At 62.2% G+C, this 15,095-nt stretch carries 12 protein-coding genes; 4 read left to right on the top strand and 8 right to left on the bottom strand.

From position 1 onward, the window contains the following. Positions 1-32: 32 nt before the first annotated feature. Complete coding sequence (locus ACP7CZ_RS07730; protein WP_294173347.1) at positions 33-1,613, bottom strand: glycosyltransferase family 39 protein; 1,581 nt, start codon at positions 1,611-1,613, stop codon at positions 33-35. Positions 1,614-1,807: 194 nt separating this feature from the next. Between ACP7CZ_RS07730 and ACP7CZ_RS07725 the strand changes: the two genes are divergently transcribed. The 4 genes from ACP7CZ_RS07725 to ACP7CZ_RS07710 all read left to right on the top strand — a co-directional run bounded on the left by ACP7CZ_RS07725 (position 1,808) and on the right by ACP7CZ_RS07710 (position 5,729). Beyond that, positions 1,808-3,970: an outer membrane assembly lipoprotein YfiO gene (locus ACP7CZ_RS07725; RefSeq protein WP_262020069.1), complete on the top strand. Its 2,163-nt coding sequence runs from the start codon at positions 1,808-1,810 to the stop codon at positions 3,968-3,970. Beyond that, the gene (locus ACP7CZ_RS07720) at positions 3,967-4,671 is read left to right on the top strand and encodes a DUF3142 domain-containing protein (RefSeq protein ID WP_070415448.1); all 705 of its coding nucleotides are present in this window, start codon (positions 3,967-3,969) and stop codon (positions 4,669-4,671) included. Before ACP7CZ_RS07725 ends, ACP7CZ_RS07720 begins: the two co-directional genes overlap by 4 nt. Before the next feature lie 105 nt (positions 4,672-4,776). After that, on the top strand, positions 4,777-5,136 hold the full coding sequence (locus ACP7CZ_RS07715) for a helix-turn-helix domain-containing protein (RefSeq protein ID WP_070415449.1): 360 nt from the start codon (positions 4,777-4,779) through the stop codon (positions 5,134-5,136). 62 nt (positions 5,137-5,198) lie between these two features. Next, complete coding sequence (locus ACP7CZ_RS07710) at positions 5,199-5,729, top strand: HipA domain-containing protein (protein ID WP_294173354.1); 531 nt, start codon at positions 5,199-5,201, stop codon at positions 5,727-5,729. 62 nt (positions 5,730-5,791) lie between these two features. Here ACP7CZ_RS07710 and ACP7CZ_RS07705 read toward each other — a convergent pair whose 3' ends face one another. The 7 genes from ACP7CZ_RS07705 to ACP7CZ_RS07675 form a co-directional block, all read right to left on the bottom strand. Then, complete coding sequence (locus ACP7CZ_RS07705) at positions 5,792-8,245, bottom strand: TonB-dependent siderophore receptor (protein WP_259039118.1); 2,454 nt, start codon at positions 8,243-8,245, stop codon at positions 5,792-5,794. A 92-nt stretch (positions 8,246-8,337) separates the two neighbouring features. After that, positions 8,338-9,288: a FecR domain-containing protein gene (locus tag ACP7CZ_RS07700; protein ID WP_198790408.1), complete on the bottom strand. Its 951-nt coding sequence runs from the start codon at positions 9,286-9,288 to the stop codon at positions 8,338-8,340. Next, positions 9,285-9,794 carry a sigma-70 family RNA polymerase sigma factor gene (locus tag ACP7CZ_RS07695; RefSeq protein ID WP_019819531.1) on the bottom strand — a complete coding sequence of 170 codons (510 nt, stop codon included), beginning with the start codon at positions 9,792-9,794 and terminating at the stop codon, positions 9,285-9,287. Before ACP7CZ_RS07695 ends, ACP7CZ_RS07700 begins: the two co-directional genes overlap by 4 nt. Before the next feature lie 74 nt (positions 9,795-9,868). After that, positions 9,869-11,314 carry an efflux transporter outer membrane subunit gene (locus tag ACP7CZ_RS07690; RefSeq protein ID WP_198790407.1) on the bottom strand — a complete coding sequence of 482 codons (1,446 nt, stop codon included), beginning with the start codon at positions 11,312-11,314 and terminating at the stop codon, positions 9,869-9,871. Beyond that, positions 11,311-12,369 (bottom strand): HlyD family secretion protein, encoded by a 1,059-nt coding sequence (locus ACP7CZ_RS07685; RefSeq protein ID WP_032878511.1) that lies wholly within the window; start codon positions 12,367-12,369, stop codon positions 11,311-11,313. The genes ACP7CZ_RS07690 and ACP7CZ_RS07685 overlap by 4 nt, the downstream gene beginning before the upstream one ends. A gap of 15 nt (positions 12,370-12,384) precedes the next feature. After that, the gene (locus ACP7CZ_RS07680; RefSeq protein ID WP_294173368.1) at positions 12,385-13,920 is read right to left on the bottom strand and encodes an MFS transporter; all 1,536 of its coding nucleotides are present in this window, start codon (positions 13,918-13,920) and stop codon (positions 12,385-12,387) included. 227 nt (positions 13,921-14,147) lie between these two features. Then, positions 14,148-15,068: a LysR family transcriptional regulator gene (locus tag ACP7CZ_RS07675; protein WP_003187445.1), complete on the bottom strand. Its 921-nt coding sequence runs from the start codon at positions 15,066-15,068 to the stop codon at positions 14,148-14,150. Between the last annotated feature and the right edge of the window lie 27 nt (positions 15,069-15,095).

Here is a 15,095-nt window from a genome sequence, read left to right as displayed (position 1 = left end):
GGAGGGTTCCTCATAAGTAGGTTGAAGTGAGTCTAGCGGCAGCCTTCAGGTTGCGGCGCCGGTGCGTTGCATAGCACGAACAACCGCGCCCTGGCGCCACCGCCGTCCTGGCGACTGAGTTCGTGCCAACTGGTGGGCAGCGGCGCGAATTCATCCGGGGCTTCGTTGCTGCTGATCAACCATACCCGTCGCGTTTGAGCAGGCAGTGCTGAGAGGCGGTCCAGATAGATGCGGCCACCGTCCTGGTCCACCAGCGTGCCGAAACCATAGGCGTTCGGTCGCGTCGAGGTACCGTCGGGTTTGGGGGGTGTGTAGAGCTGAAGTTGCGCGTCGGTCTGGTCGTAATACACGTAGCTGAGGTACCACATCATGTCGCTGAGGACGATGCGGTCGCCTTCCCGGTAGTTGCGATTGACGAACTCCACCGGCACGTTGAACTGGTCGTGTTCATCCACCTCGAAGTTGTTTTTTAACCCCAGCAGTTCTACGCCAACAAACAGTGCGAACAACGCCACGCCCAGCCAGGACAAACGGGACGGCAAACGGTCGATGGCAAGCGCCAGGACTATCGGCAGGCCTAACGCATACACCGTGAGGTAGCGCTCGATAAACACGGGCGAGATAAAGGACACGCCATAGACCAGCAGCACCGGTAGCAGGCAAAACAGTGCCGGTAGGCGCGCCGCGTTATTGCGCCAGGCCGTCGATACAACCACCACGGCCAGCAGCAGGGGTAACAGCCAGAACAGCGGCGGCCACAGGCCGAGACCGTCATCCTGCAACAGGAACTGCCAGACCATCGACGGTAGCGACAGCAGATTGACCGGCTCTTCCCAACCAATGTCGCCGCCGACTTTGAGCTGTTCGACGTGCTGCACCAGGTCCAGCAGGTTGGGCAGCCAGGGTAGATACAGCAACACTATCGCCACGTTGGCGACCCACCAGGCAGGTCGCGTGATCAAGCGCTGACCCGGCGCCTGCAACCCCAGGTACGCCCAATGCACCAGCACGCACAGCGCAGTGAAGTAGTGGGTATAGAAGCCGGCGCTCATCAGCAGCACATACACAGCCAAATAGCGCGCGCGTTCGGGCTGCCTCACCCAGTACACCAGCGCCAGCGTGGCGCCCAGTAGCCACACGCCCAGCAGCGAATACATACGCACTTCCTGGCTGTAGCGCACCGCAGTGGGCAGTAGAACCAGCAGGATCCCCGCCAGCACGGCTGCGCGTCGGGTGGACAGTTGCCGTGTCAGCCAGATGCCCAGGCCCACGACGGCCACGCCGGGGATCGCACTCAGGCTGCGAATTGAGCCGATGCTGTCGCCGAACACCTCGATCCAACCGCGCAGCAGCAAGAAGTACAGCGGCGGGTGCACATCATGGGCCGCGTGAAACCACAGGTCGGCCAGGGCGTATTCGCTGAGCAACAGGCTGGAGCCTTCGTCGCCCCAGATCGCCGCCGAGGTGAGGTGGTAAAACCGCAGGGCCATGGCCAGCGCCAGGATCGGTACCCACCATAAACGGCTGAGCCAGCCGGCGCCCTCCCAGCTCAAGCGATGAAAGGCAGGCAATGCCTCGACTTTTTCGTGTTGCTCTACCACAGACCGACGCATATCGACTCCGCTACTACTGCCCCTCTTACAGGACAAACACTGCGCATGCGCAAACACCGCCACTCTAGGCCAAAAGCCCTGGCCTCGCTGCTGGAATCGGACAAATCAGCAATTTGTGTAGGCCTTCACCGAAGCACTCGCCGGATCAGGCTATTATCGCCCCTTCTCCAAGGACTCAGGATCAAGGAAACGTTATGCGTATCGGTTTGCTGTCACCTCTGGCCCTGGCCCTGCTGGCCGGTTTTTCCCTACCGGCCCAGGCCAGTTCTGACGACTCGTGCTACCCCGACTGGCGGGTATCGCGTGACAGCTACGAGCCGTGCAGCAACCAGCCGTTTCTCAGCCCTGGCAACGACAGCCGAGTGAACCTGCGCCTGTTGCTGGCCGACAAAAAAGCAGCACCCCTGGCCCCCAATGCCTTGGGCGAAGACGATTTGGCGCAAGGGTTCGGCCCGGTGCCGTTTCCGGTGTACCGCCTGGTGCCGGCTCCGGCCACGAATGAGGAGCCTGACAACAAGGCTGACGATTCACGCACAGCCGAACTCGATACTTTGCTCCAGCCCCTGGGTATCAAGCGCGAGGAGTACAAGACCGCAGGCCAGGCCTTCCTCAATGGCGAAGGCAGCCGTTGCCGCAGCAATGACGATGACAGCGCCACGGCGTTTATCAGCCAGGTGATCAAGGCCCAGATGCCGCCCGCCGAGCGCGATGTGTTGGTCAAAGCACGCCTGCAATTACTGAGCACCTGTGACTGGAGCCGCCAGGTGGTGGACGCGCAGCTGACCCCGTCGGCCAATGCTCAGTTGTTTCGTACCTACTTGCAGGCCGCCGGCGATTTCTACAGCGGGCGCTTCGATTACGCCGAGCGCGGGTTCGCCGCCGCCGCCACCAGCGATGTGCCGTGGCTGAAGGAAACGGCGCTGTACATGACTGCGCGTACGTCGCTGAATCAGGCCCAGGCCGAAGCCTTCGACGAATACGGCATGCCGCAACGCGAGCATGTGGATAAGTCGGCCCTGAGCGATGCCGAGCAAGGCTTTCTCGGTTACCTGAAAACTTACCCACAGGGCGATTACGTCGCCTCCGCCCGTGGGCTCTTGCGCCGTGTGCACTGGCTGGCGAACGACGACGCCAAGCTTGCCGAAGACTTCACCTGGCAATTCACCGAGGCCACCGACGCCCAGCGCAATGTGAGCGTGGACGAACTGGTGGAAGAGGCCGACCTCAAGTTACTGATGGTCGGCAACAAAGCCGCGAACAGCCCGATGCTGCAAGTGGTCAGCGACCTGATGGCGATGCGGGCCCACACCCCGCCGCTGTTGAGCCGCGAAGACCTGGATAAGCAAAAGAGCACCTTCGCCACTGAGCCCGCGCTGTTTGACTTCCTGCAAGCCAGCTATGCCCTGTACGTCGAACACCAACCCGACACGGCCTTGAAGCACCTGCCTGCGGATGTGCCATCGAGCCTGGATTACTTCGCCTTCAGCCAACAGACCCTGCGCGCCCTCGCCCTGGAGGCCAAGCAGGACTGGAAAGGCGCCGAAGCCCTGTGGCTGCAACTGCTGCCGCTGGCCAAGCAACCGCTGCAACGTGACCAGCTGGAGCTGGCATTGGCCATGAACTACGAGCGCAGCGGCCAACTGGCCAAGGTGTTCGCCGCCGACTCACCGATCAGCGCCAAGCAAGTGCGCTACATCCTGCTGCGCAACGTCGCCGGCCCCGACCTGCTACGCCAGCAGATCGCCAACGCCAGCGACCCGATCGAGCGTCAGAGCGCGCAATTCGTGCTCCTCTACAAAGACCTGCTGCGCGGCCAGTACGCCAACTTCGCCGATGACCTCAAGCAGGCCTCGCTCTCTGACGACAAACTCGGCACCAGCCTGGGCTACACCTATACCAGCGGCCAGACCTTGAAGCTGTTCCAATGGAACGGCGACAAGGCCGAATCTGGGTACGCGTGCCCAAGCATCGCGCAAACCGCGGCGACCCTGCAGAACGAGGCCAAAAACCCGCACGCGTTGAACTGCTTCGGTGAATTCATCCTGCGCAACGGCCTGGACGGCATGCCGTTGGAACAACCCCGCGCCGCCGGCAGCCTGGGCAGTACCGCCTCGGACTTCAAGGGTGAAACCTTCTCGCGCCTGGACGGCTACAAACAGGTGATCGCCAACGCCAAGGCGCCGAAAACCGACAAGGCCTATGCGTTGTTCCGCGCCATCAACTGCTACGCGCCGGCCGGCTACAACAGCTGCGGCGGCGAAGACGTTGCGCCGGCAGTGCGCAAAGCATGGTTCCGCCAACTCAAGAGCGGTTTTGCCGATACCCAGTGGGGCAAATCGCTGCAGTACTACTGGTGAAATCGCTGTGGCTAGGCTTGCTGTTGCTGGCAAGCCCGGTTTTTGGCGCCGTTGACGCAGGCGACTACGACGCCTTCTGGCTGTGGAGTGGCGTCACGCCCCAGCCGGTCATCAAGCAGGCAAAAACCCTGTACATCCTGCAAGGCCAGATCAACTCCACTCGTCGCGCGCCCCAGCGCGGCGTGCAATTGATCGCCCAGGGCATGAGCGTGCCGCGTATTACTCAAGGCCACGTCTGGGTGGTGTACCGCGCCCACACCTTGCGCTGGCCGGAACGGGTCTACACCCAGGTGCTGGGCCAGGTGCAACGCTGGCGTGACGCCGGCAACCCGGTGATCGGCATCCAGATCGACTTCGACGCCCGCACCCAATATCTGCACGAATACGCCGATTTTCTGCGCGACCTGCGCCAGCGCCTGCCTGCCGACCTGCGGTTGAGCATCACCGGCCTGATGGACTGGAGCAGCAACGCCGACCCGGCCGCTATCGCCCAACTCAAGGGCGTGGTGGATGAAGTGGTGGTGCAGACGTATCAAGGGCGTCACAGCATCCCTGACTATGCCGCGTATTTGCCGCGGATGAATCGGCTGGGCGTGCCGTTCAAGATTGGCTTGATTCAGGGCGGGGAGTGGCAAGAGCCGGGGTATCTGGGGGCCGATGAGTGGTTTCGGGGGTATGTGGTGTTTTTGCAAAACCTTTGATTCTTCCAACCCTGCAAAAAGCCGGCCTCGAGCCGGTTTTTTGCAGGTGGCCTTAGAGGCTTGGATGATATAAGTTACCTTTATTGATTTAAAGGATGATATATCATGCAAGAAACAGCGAAGCCCTACCCGCACAAAGGGTACATCTCTGAGAGAAGCGCTGAGCTGATGAGAGGTATCGGGAACGGTATCGAAATAGCCCGCATTCGTCGCCGGTTGAAAATTTCCACCATATGCAGCCGCGCGGGCATTACGCGGCAGACGTATCAGCGGCTGAGGCAGGGCGAGGCCGGCGTATCCCTCGGCGTGCTGATGAATGTGCTTAGCGCGATGGACTTGGAAGAAGGTATGGCGAGCATTGCGTCACCAGAACTTGACCAGGTTGGGATTACCATGAGCCTCGCCCGTGAGCCTAAGCGCATTCGCACTGAAGGAGAACACGATGTCCTGGAAGCCGATTGGTAATGCCTTTGTTTTTTCAGCTCACTTAGTCGGTGACCCGGTCCCTGTTGGCGAAGTGGCCATGCATGGGAATGGATTCGTTTTTCGCTACGCCAACAGTTGGCTCGCGCGGCCCGACGCATTTGCGATTGACCCGCGTCGACGCGGTTGAAAGTGCCGTTTCCTATTACAGGATCGCAGACGTTTTGAAGAAGGTCAGCGACGATGCAACGTTTGATATGCGTGAGCTTTACAAGCGCATGGCCTTCAATGTGCTCATCGGCAATAGCGACGACCACCTGAAACAAACCGGGCTGCTGCTGACCAGCGCCTCGGGCTATTCCCTTGCGCCAGTATTTGACGTGTTGCCCCACCCTACCCAACTAGGCTTGCAGGCGCTCATCATCGGCAATGAAGGCCGGGTATCGTCTGTCAGTAATTTGCTGAGTACGCCTGAACGCTTTGGGTTGGCGGCGGATGAAGCAAGGTCCATCGTCACGGATATGTATGCCGTCGTGCGAGAAGCCTCCGGCTTTTTCGAAGCGGCAGGCTGTAGCGGTGCCGAGGTACGCATGCTTTCCAATGTGTGTACACGATTTGCAGCGGACCTGGTGTAGGGCGGCAACAGAGCGCACCCTTGAAGGGTGCGCGCCGCAGCAAATATCACCTAAACGCTAAGTTACCAATCGTAGGTCAGGCTCGACACCACCGTGCGTCCTTCCCCGTAGTAGCAATCCAGATCACTGGTGCACTGCGAGACGTAGGTCTTGTTGCTGAGGTTCTGCACGTTCATCGCCAGCTTCACGCCCTTGAGCTTGAGCGGCGAGGCGCCCAGGTCGTAGCTTAGGCTTGCATCGTAGACACTGTAGGACGGCACGTTGAAGGCGCCTTCGTAGTAGTCGCCCAGGCTTTGACGGGCGTAACGCACGCCAAGCCCTGCACCCAGCCCCGCCAAGGGCGTGTCGCCGAGCACGGTGTAGTTGACCCACATCGAGGCGGTGAGTGGGGAGATGCCGGCCGGGTGGCGACCTTGGCGGCCATCGTTGTCCTTGGTGTATTTGACGTCATTGCGCGCAGCCGAGGCGACCACGTCCCAGGCATCACTCAAGACGGCCTTGGCTTCCAGTTCAACACCTCGCGAGCGCAGGGCGCCGCTTTGGGTGCTGAAGGTGGTGTCCACCGGGTTGGTGGTCAGCACGTTTTCCTGATCCAGTTGATAAACAGAGGCCTGGATGAAGCTCTTCTGGCCCGGCGGCTGGAACTTCACGCCGACTTCGTACTGTTTGCCGGTGGAGGGTTCGAAGGGTTTTCGGTTCGCATCAGTGCCGGCCAGCGGCAGGAAGGATTCCGAATAGCTGACGAAGGGCGACACGCCGTTATCGAACAGGTACACCAGGCCCGCACGGCCGGTGAATGCCTGGTCTTTGCTGGCAAAGCGGGTGTCCTGTATCGGCTCCTTGTTCACCACATTCGCCCAGTCATAGCGGCCACCGAGTACCAGCACCCATTTATCCAGCTTGATCTGGTCCTGCAGATACAGGCCGGTCTGGGTAATGGTGCGGTCCCAGCGGTACGGTTGGCCGAAGTTCAAGGGCTGGCCGTACACCGGTTTGAACAGGTCGATGATCGGCGGGTTGCGGTCGTACAGGCCATGGAACTGCGAGTTGGAATGGTAGTAGTCCAGGCCAACGATGAAGGTGTGGGACAGTGCGCCCGTGTCGAATTCAGCCTGGGCGATGCTGTCCACGCCGAACACTTTGTTGGTCTGCGACCAGTCCACGCCGAAGCGTTGCAGGTAGCGTTGGTCCTGCACGCCGGTGTTGGGGTTGGCGACAAAGCGGTAGCCGTGCAAGGGCGCGGTGTAGCGGTCGTCGACCTCGGCGTAACGGGCGTTTTGCTTAAGGGTCCAGATGTCGTTGAGGCGATGGGAAACTTCGTAACCCAGCACGTATTGCTCGCGGTTGTACTGGTTGACGCCCGGCTCGCCGATAAACACATCGCGCTTGATCTTGCCGTTGGGGTTGTCCCACAGCGTGCCGGACGCCGGCAGGCCTTGGGCTTCGGGCACGCCTTTGTCTTTCTGGTACTGGGCGAACAGGGTCAGGCTGGTGTCGTCGTTGGGGCGCCAGGTGAGGCTGGGGGCGATGAACTGGCGCTTGTTTTCGACGTAGTTGATTTCGTCTTGCGCGTCATTCGCCAGGCCGGTCAGGCGGTAGAGAAACTGCCCCTCCTCGTCCAACGGGCCGCTCAGGTCGATGGCCGCGCTTTTGTGTTCGTAGGTGCCGGCTTCCAGTACCACTTGATGTATCGGCGTTTCGCTGGGGCGCTTGCTGACCATATTGACGATACCGCCCGGCTGGTTCTGGCCGTAAAGCACGGACGCCGGGCCTTTGAGCACTTCGATGCGTTCCAAGGAATACGGTTCGATCTGCAACGCGCCCCCGGTGCTGCCACCGCCATAAGGCAGGTGCAGACCGTCCAGGTACAGCGGCGTGGGCGAGAAGCCGCGTGACGTCGGCTCGTCGAACAGTTTGACTCGGTCGGCAAAGCCGCCGGCCGTCATGCCGGGGGTATAGAGCAACGCCTGGGTGACACTCTGGGCGCCACGTGCCTTGATCTCGGCGGCGGTGATCACGTTGATCGTCTGGGGAATTTCCACCAGCGCCGAGTCGGTCTTGCTGCCCGAGGCGCTGCGCTTGGCGACAATACCGTCCACCGGGCCCCAGGCGCTTTCCTGCTCCTGCCGGCCACTTATCTGGGTCGCGCCCAACTGCAAGGCTCCGTCGCCGGAAAGGGCCTGCAACGACCAACCGCCCTGGGATTGCACCGCCGCCAAACCGCTGCCCGCCAGCAAGCGCTGCAACCCCGAACCTACGCCGTAACGCCCTTTCAAGCCGGCGCTGCGCTTGCCGTCGGTGAGCGATGCGTCAACCGACAGCAAGATGCCTGAGGCACTGGCGAAACGGTTCAACGCCTGGTCGAGGCTGCCCGCGGGAATGTCATAGCTGCGCAGCGCTTCGGTGCTTTCTTCGGCTTGAACCATGCTCGGCAGTACAGGCGCCGTTGCCAGCAGGCCGGCAAACAGGCCACGACGCAGCGCGCGGGCCAAAGGTTGGATTGGGTGGTGCGACATGGCAGGACTCCCCGTGAGAACGCTTCTTGATTGGCTTTCAAGAGGTATCCCGAACGGGCCGCAGAAACCGACAAGCCCTGTACAAAGTATTTTCAGACCCGCGCCTTGATCGTTACCCAGTAACGGGTCACCGCCTGCACGTGCACGGGCAATGAACGCTCCAAGGCCGCCAGGATCGCGTCGGTGTCGTTCAGCGGGAACACGCCGGTCAACAGCAGGTTCGACACCGCCTGATCACAGCGCAACAGGCCCGGGCGGTAGCGACTCAGTTGCGCCACGAACTCACCCAACGGCTGACGTTCGGCAACCAGACGATGCTCGGTCCAACTGCTGGCATTGGCGCTCACTGCCGGCAACGCGGTGCTTTGGCGTGCGTTGAACCACAGGCTGTCCCCTGCCTGCATATGCACCGGCGTGCCCTGCAACGGCGTGACCCGCAGGCGACCTTCGTACAAATCCACACGGCTGCCGTCGGGCAATTCACGTACCGCAAAGCGCGTGCCCAACGCCTGTACATCACCGGCAGGCGTTTCGACGATCAGCGGGCGCGAGGCATCGTGGCCGCTGGTCAGCAAGACCTCGCCACGGATCAGCCGAATACGTCGTTCGGTAGCGCTGAAACGCAGGTCTACGGCGCTGTCACTGTTAAGGTCCAGTTGCGTGCCGTCGCTCAAGGTCATATGGCGAATTTCGCCCGTGGCGGTACGCAGCTCTGCAAAGGCCGCCTGCCAGGGCTCGCTGCGTTGCACCAGATAGCCGCTGCCACCGGCCACCAACAACAGGCCGAGCAATTTGAGCGCGGCGCGGCGCTGGGTATCCGGGGTGTCGCGCAATACGGCGCGAGCGCTGTCGGCGGGTACGCCGCCAAGGGTGTGTTGCAGCTGCTGCAAGCGCTGCCAGGCGCGGCGGTGTTCCGGGTCAGCGGCCTGCCAGCGGGCGAACGCCTGGCGCTGCTCGCCCTTGAGCTCGCCGCCCCATTGCAGCATCAACCACTCGCTGGCTTGCTCGACAATCGCAGGGGCGATGGGCGCGTCGCGCTTCATTCTTCGTACACCACCTGGTAGCAGGCGACGATGGCCCGGGTCATGTACTTCTGCACCGAGCTGACGGTGACGCCCAGGCGCTCGGCGATTTGCGCATAGCTCAAGCCTTCGAACTGCGACAGCAAAAACGCACGGCGCACATTGTCGGGCATGCGATCGAGCATGGCGTCGATCTGCATCAGGGTTTCGAGGATCAGCGCGCGGGTTTCCAGGGACGGCGACTCGGGCTCGGGCAGGTGCGCGATGCTTTCCAGGTACGCACGCTCGATGCGCAGGCGGCGCCATTGGTCGATCACCAGGTTGCGGGCGATCTGCGCCAAGTAGCTGCGGCTTTCTTTGTCACCCGGGAAGCGCCCGGCCACCAGCAGGCGCAGGAAGGTGTCCTGAGCCACATCGGCGGCCTGTTCCCGGTCGCCCAGACGCTTGCGCAACCAGCCTTGCAGCCAGCCATGATGGTCGCGGTACAGGATGTGAAGCTGTTGCTGGCCGTCAGTCGCGATGCCCATGAAAAGCTCAGAAGTGTTATTGAGAGCAATTATCATTACATCTTATTTGGCGACTGACAAAAACTCTTTCTCGCTCAGCGCACAGCGGTCTGCAACGGGTACACCGACTCCCACCCTCCTCCCAGCGCTTTGTACAGCCCGACCATGGCCAACGACACGCCGGTGGAGCTTTCCACCCACTGCTCCTGCGTCGCCAGCAATGCGCTTTGCACGGTGAGTACGTTGACGAAATCCGCCACGCCTTCGACGTACTGATGTTGCGCAGTGGTCAGTGCGATCTGGTTCTGGCGCACCGCTTCGGCCAGGCTGTCGCGACGCAGTTGGCTGGCGTTGTAGCGGGACAGTTGATCATCGATTTCATGCCAGGCGCGTAGCACGGTTTGCTGGTAGGCCAGCGCCGCTTCCTGTTGCTGGGCTTCACGCAAATCGACCATGCCTTGCAGGCGCCCGCCGTTGAACAGCGGTAGGCTCAATTGCGGGCCGAAGGCAAAGGCACGGGAACCCCAGGAGCCGAAATCCGAGAGTTGCATGGCTTGGGAGCCCAGGCTGCCAGACAGGGTGATACGTGGGTAAAAGTCGCCCTTGGCCACGCCGATGCTGGCAGTGGCGGCGTGCAAGCGAGCCTCTGCCTGACGGATGTCTGGGCGGCGCTCGGCGAGTTCCGATGGCAGGCCGATCGCGACCTGGCGCTGTGTTTGCGGCACAGGGGCGTCTTTGGACAGCTGCGCGTACAGCGCCTGGGGTGGCTCGCCCATCAGCAGGCTCAGGGCGTTGATCAACTGGTCCTGACGCTGCTGCAGATCCGGCAGGCGCGCTTCGATAGCCGCGACCTGGGCGGCGGCTTCGGCCACGTCCAAGTCGGTCGCCACGCCGTCGGCCAACCGCAATTGCGAGAGCTTGAGGCTGTGGCGCGCAACGTCGAGGTTTTGCTCGGTGACAGCGCGGGTGTTTTGGACGCCGCGCAGTTGGATGTAGTCCTGGGCGGTCTCGGCCAGTACCGACAACAACACGGCGCGACGGTCGTTTTCGGCGACTTCCAGGGTGGCGTCGGCGGCTTCGGTTTCGCGCTTGACCCGGCCCCAGAAGTCCAGTTCCCAAGAAGCGGAGAAGCCCATGTCCCATTGGTTGAAGGCTGCGCGGCCATTCTCGCCGGAAGGGTCGTTCAAACCTTTGCCGCTGTTGCGCTTGCGCTGGTAACCGCCGCCCGCATCGACATTCGGGTAGCGCTCGGCGGTGGTTACCTGACGTACCGCGCGGCTCTGTTGCAGGCGGCTGCTGGCCAACTTCAGGTCGAGGTTATCGCTGAGGGCGCGGCGTGTCAGGGCTGAGAGCTGCGCGTCGTGGAACACGTCCCACCAGCGCTCCTGCAAGGGATCGCTGACGGCACGGCTGGCAGCTTGTCGGCCCTGAGGTTCGCTCCATTGATTGATCTGCGGGCTCTCGGGCCGCTGGAAGTCGGGACCGACCGTGCAGGCACTCAGGCTGATCAGGCTCAAGGTGAGCCAGGCGAGGTGTTTCATTGCTGGGCCACCTCACGCTGTTGCGCGACCGGCCGGGTGTCGACGCTGGCTTCCACCGACATGCCGACGCGCAAACGCTCGGTCAGTGGCTGGTTCGGTTCCAGGACGATCTTCACCGGAATACGCTGCACCACCTTGGTGAAGTTGCCGGTGGCGTTGTCGGGCTTGACCGAGGCGAAGGTCACCCCGGTGGCAGGCGCCAGGCTTTCCAGATGGCCTTTGAGCAGTTCGCCGTCAAGGCTGTCGACGCTGACTTGCACCGCTTGCCCCGCGTGCATATGCGACAGTTGGGTCTCTTGGAAATTGGCCACCACGTAGGCTTCGGCCAGTGGCACCACCGCGAGGATCTTGCTGCCCGGTGTCACATAGGCGCCGACCCGCACCGCACGCTCACCGACCATGCCATCCACCGGTGCGACAATGCGCGTGTAAGACAGCTGATAACTGGCCATTTCCAGCGCGGCCTGGGCGCGTTTGAGCCCACCTTCGGCGGCGTCGCGCTGGGCGGTGAGGATTTCCACCTGCTTGCGTTCGGCGGCCAGCACGGCGGTGGATTTGGCCAGGCGCGCGGTAGCCTGGTCGATGCGGGTCTTGGCTTGCTGGGCGTTCTGCACGGTGCCCGCACCAACGCCAGCGAGGTGGTTGTAGCGATTCAGTTCATGCTCGGCAAACGCCACTTCTGCGCGATCTGCTGCCACGGTGGCCTGGGCCTGGGCGATCACCGAGCTTTGGCGCTCCAGGGTCGCGCTGGCGTTTTTCAGCTGGGCCTGAGCGACCAGGGTGTCGGCATCGGCGGCCTGGGCGGCGGCGCGAAAATCGCGGTCGTCGATCAACGCCAACAGTTGGCCAGCCTTGACGCGCTGGTTGTCTTCTACCAGCACTTCCTTGATGAAGCCTGCCACCCGCGGCGCCACCAGAGTGAAGTCGGCGGCGACAAAGGCGTCGTTGGTGGTCTGGTGCTTGCTGCCCAGTACGCCCGGCGCAACCAGGTAAACCAACACGCCGACGGCAAATACAGCAATAACGGAGACGGCAATTTTGTCTTTGCGTTTCATGGAAAGTCCTTGAGGTCAGGCCGGAGCGCGAGGCGGATAGATCCGCGTGGGCATCCAGAAAATCAGCAGGATCAACGCCACCGCGACACCGGCCATGACGACGTAAAGATCCGAAGAGGTCAGCACCACGGTCTGCTCGTGCAAGCGGTGGGCGAGGCCCGGCGCGTCAGCGTCGGCCAGGGGCGAATTGCCCAGGCGGTCCACCAACATGGTTGAATGGAAATGCCCGCGCTGGGTGGTCAATGTATCCAGCACCGCAGTGGCGATCACAGCGGCCAGGCCCTTGACGGTATTGAACCAGGCCGAGGCAAACGGCCCTTCGATGGGCTGGATACTGCCGGTGGACAGCATCAGCAGCGGCAACACGGCCATCGGCTGACCGAAAATCTGCAGCAGGTACCAGCCGTAAAAGTCGTCACGAATCCACGCCGAAGTCAGGTGAGAACTGCCGATGCAGCACAGCACCAACATGCTCAGGCCAATGCCCAGCACCCAGCGGCAATCGACCCAGCGCAGGTTGCACAGCGCCGCCACCAGCGGCAGCGCAATCAACTGCGGCAGCGCCATCAGCAGCATCACCGGCGCAGTTTGCAGCGGCCGGTAACCCTGGACCTGGGCGAGGAAACTCGACGGGATGATGATCACCGAGGTCAGCACCATCAGCACGCCGGCCAGCACGATCAGGGCGAAGGCCAGGTTGCGCAGGCCGAGCATCTGCAGGTTGAAGAAGGGCAGCGGCTGTGACCATTCGTTGAGCATGAACAGCACCAGCAACAATGTGCCGCCACACAGCAGGAAGGTAATCAGGCCCGATTCGAACCAGTCCAGGCGATTGCCCTGCAACAAGCCGATCACCAGCATGCAAATCGCCGGGAAGCCCAACAGCAAGCCACGCCAGTTGAACTGCTTGAAGCGCTCCAGGCGCAGCGGGTCTTGTGGCAAACCGTAGGCCACGGCCGCCATGGCCAGCAGGCACGGCGCGACGATCTGCCAGAACGCCCACTGCCAGCCGACGTATTCGGTCCACAACGCCGCCAGCGGCGTGCCCAGGCTGGGCCCGAAGGTGGCGGTCAGTGCGTAACCGGCCAACCCGTACAACTTGACGTTGGCCGGCAAAAAACGCAGCGCCACGGTCATCAGCATCGGCGGCAGCGCGCCACCGGCCAGGCCTTGCACGGTACGCAGCAGCAGCAGGCTTTCGTAGTTCGGCGCAAACGGGCAAAGGATGCCCAGCACGGTGAACAAACCGATAGCGCACAGGGTGAAGCGACGCAGGGAAAACGTCACCGAACACCACGGCGCGAAGGCCATGGCTGCCACGGAGGTGGCGGTGTAGGCGGCGACCAGCCACGTGCCTTCATCAAAGCCGATGTACAGCGCGCCACGGATATCGGCGAGAGCAACCTTGGTGACCATCTCGTTGAGACCGGAAACCAGTACCGCCAGCAATACGCCGAGCAAGCCGATGATGATGCGCGGGCCGAATACGGGTGGGCTCAGAGCCGTAGGTTTGGCTGCGGCCTGGAGGACGGGGGCAGCGAGGGACGTCATGAACAGGTGACTCGGAATGAGAAATACCTGAGCAGTTTAATCGGGCACTCTCATGACAAAAAGTTACTTGTTGGCAGGTTATAAGTGCGTCAGACGCAACTTTGAACATCAACACTGAACCCTGTGGGAGCTGGCTTGCCTGCGATAGCGCCAGTTCAGTAACAGATTCAGTGACTGACACCCCGCCTTCGCAGGCAAGCCAGCTCCCACATTCATCCGCGTTCGCTTTATACCGGCTGGGCTTCTAGCCAGGTGGCATGACAGCTCTCGCGCATGGTTTCGCGCAGCCACTTATGGGCCGGGTCTTTGTCGAAGCGTGGGTGCCAGGATTGCGCCAGGACCAGGGTTTGCAGTGGAATCGGCAAGGCAAATGCGCGCAGTGGCAGGTTCAGACGCTTGGCGCTCAGGAGGGCTTCCTTGGGTACCGGCAACAGCAGGTCGGAATCGGGCAGCATGAACATCGCACCGTGAAAGCCTGGGGCGATCATGGCCACACGGCGCTCCAGGCCTTGGGCATTCAACGCGGTATCGATGGGCCCACGGGCGATGCCGCGCCGGGAGATGCTGATGTGGGAGTAGCTGGCAAAGCGTGCCGCCGTGATTTCTTCGTCGAACAGCGGGTGATCTTGTCGTGCCAGGCCGACAAAGGTGGTGGAGAACAGGTTCTGCACCTTCACTTCCGGGCTGGCAGGCATGGTGTTGCTCACCCGCAAGTCCAACCGCCCTTCCCGCAGGGCTTCATCGTCAGTGTCGCCTTCGGGCACAAAGCGCAGCTCACACAACGGCGCCACACGCTCCATGGTGTCGAACAGTCGCCCGCCATACACGCCGATGAAAAAGTCATTGGCGCGCACGCTGAAGCGGCGGCGCAAGGTGCTCAAATCGACTTGGTCCGCCGAACGGAACAGCAACGCAGCCTGCTCCACCACATTGCGCACCTGGCCTTGCAGCTCGAGCGCCTTGGGCGTCGGCACCAGGCCACGGCCGGCACGCACCAGGATCGGGTCACCGACCGCTTCACGGATACGCGTGAGGGTGCGGCTCATGGCGGCCGGGCTGAGGTTCATCCGCCGCGCGGCGCCCACCACACTGCCCTCGTCGAGCAACGCGTCGAGGGCGACCAGCAGGTTCATGTCCGGTAATTGCATGCCAAGCACTCGTGATCCGTTGGGAGT

Source organism: Pseudomonas sp. DWP2-2 (genome assembly GCF_049897065.1).
Taxonomy (GTDB): domain Bacteria; phylum Pseudomonadota; class Gammaproteobacteria; order Pseudomonadales; family Pseudomonadaceae; genus Aquipseudomonas; species Aquipseudomonas paracarnis.
Note: the sequence above shows the minus strand (reverse complement) of the source record. Positions and strands in the feature narration are given on the sequence as shown.

Coding starts and splice junctions, on each gene's coding strand:
- ACP7CZ_RS07710 (WP_294173354.1), top strand. CDS start 5,199: ATGGGAATGGATTCGTTTTTCGCTACGCCAACAGTTGGCTCGCGCGGC.
- ACP7CZ_RS07685 (WP_032878511.1), bottom strand. CDS start 12,369: ATGAAACGCAAAGACAAAATTGCCGTCTCCGTTATTGCTGTATTTGCC.
- ACP7CZ_RS07715 (WP_070415449.1), top strand. CDS start 4,777: ATGCAAGAAACAGCGAAGCCCTACCCGCACAAAGGGTACATCTCTGAG.
- ACP7CZ_RS07680 (WP_294173368.1), bottom strand. CDS start 13,920: ATGACGTCCCTCGCTGCCCCCGTCCTCCAGGCCGCAGCCAAACCTACG.
- ACP7CZ_RS07725 (WP_262020069.1), top strand. CDS start 1,808: ATGCGTATCGGTTTGCTGTCACCTCTGGCCCTGGCCCTGCTGGCCGGT.
- ACP7CZ_RS07705 (WP_259039118.1), bottom strand. CDS start 8,245: ATGTCGCACCACCCAATCCAACCTTTGGCCCGCGCGCTGCGTCGTGGC.
- ACP7CZ_RS07675 (WP_003187445.1), bottom strand. CDS start 15,068: ATGCAATTACCGGACATGAACCTGCTGGTCGCCCTCGACGCGTTGCTC.
- ACP7CZ_RS07695 (WP_019819531.1), bottom strand. CDS start 9,794: ATGGGCATCGCGACTGACGGCCAGCAACAGCTTCACATCCTGTACCGC.
- ACP7CZ_RS07730 (WP_294173347.1), bottom strand. CDS start 1,613: ATGCGTCGGTCTGTGGTAGAGCAACACGAAAAAGTCGAGGCATTGCCT.
- ACP7CZ_RS07690 (WP_198790407.1), bottom strand. CDS start 11,314: ATGAAACACCTCGCCTGGCTCACCTTGAGCCTGATCAGCCTGAGTGCC.
- ACP7CZ_RS07700 (WP_198790408.1), bottom strand. CDS start 9,288: ATGAAGCGCGACGCGCCCATCGCCCCTGCGATTGTCGAGCAAGCCAGC.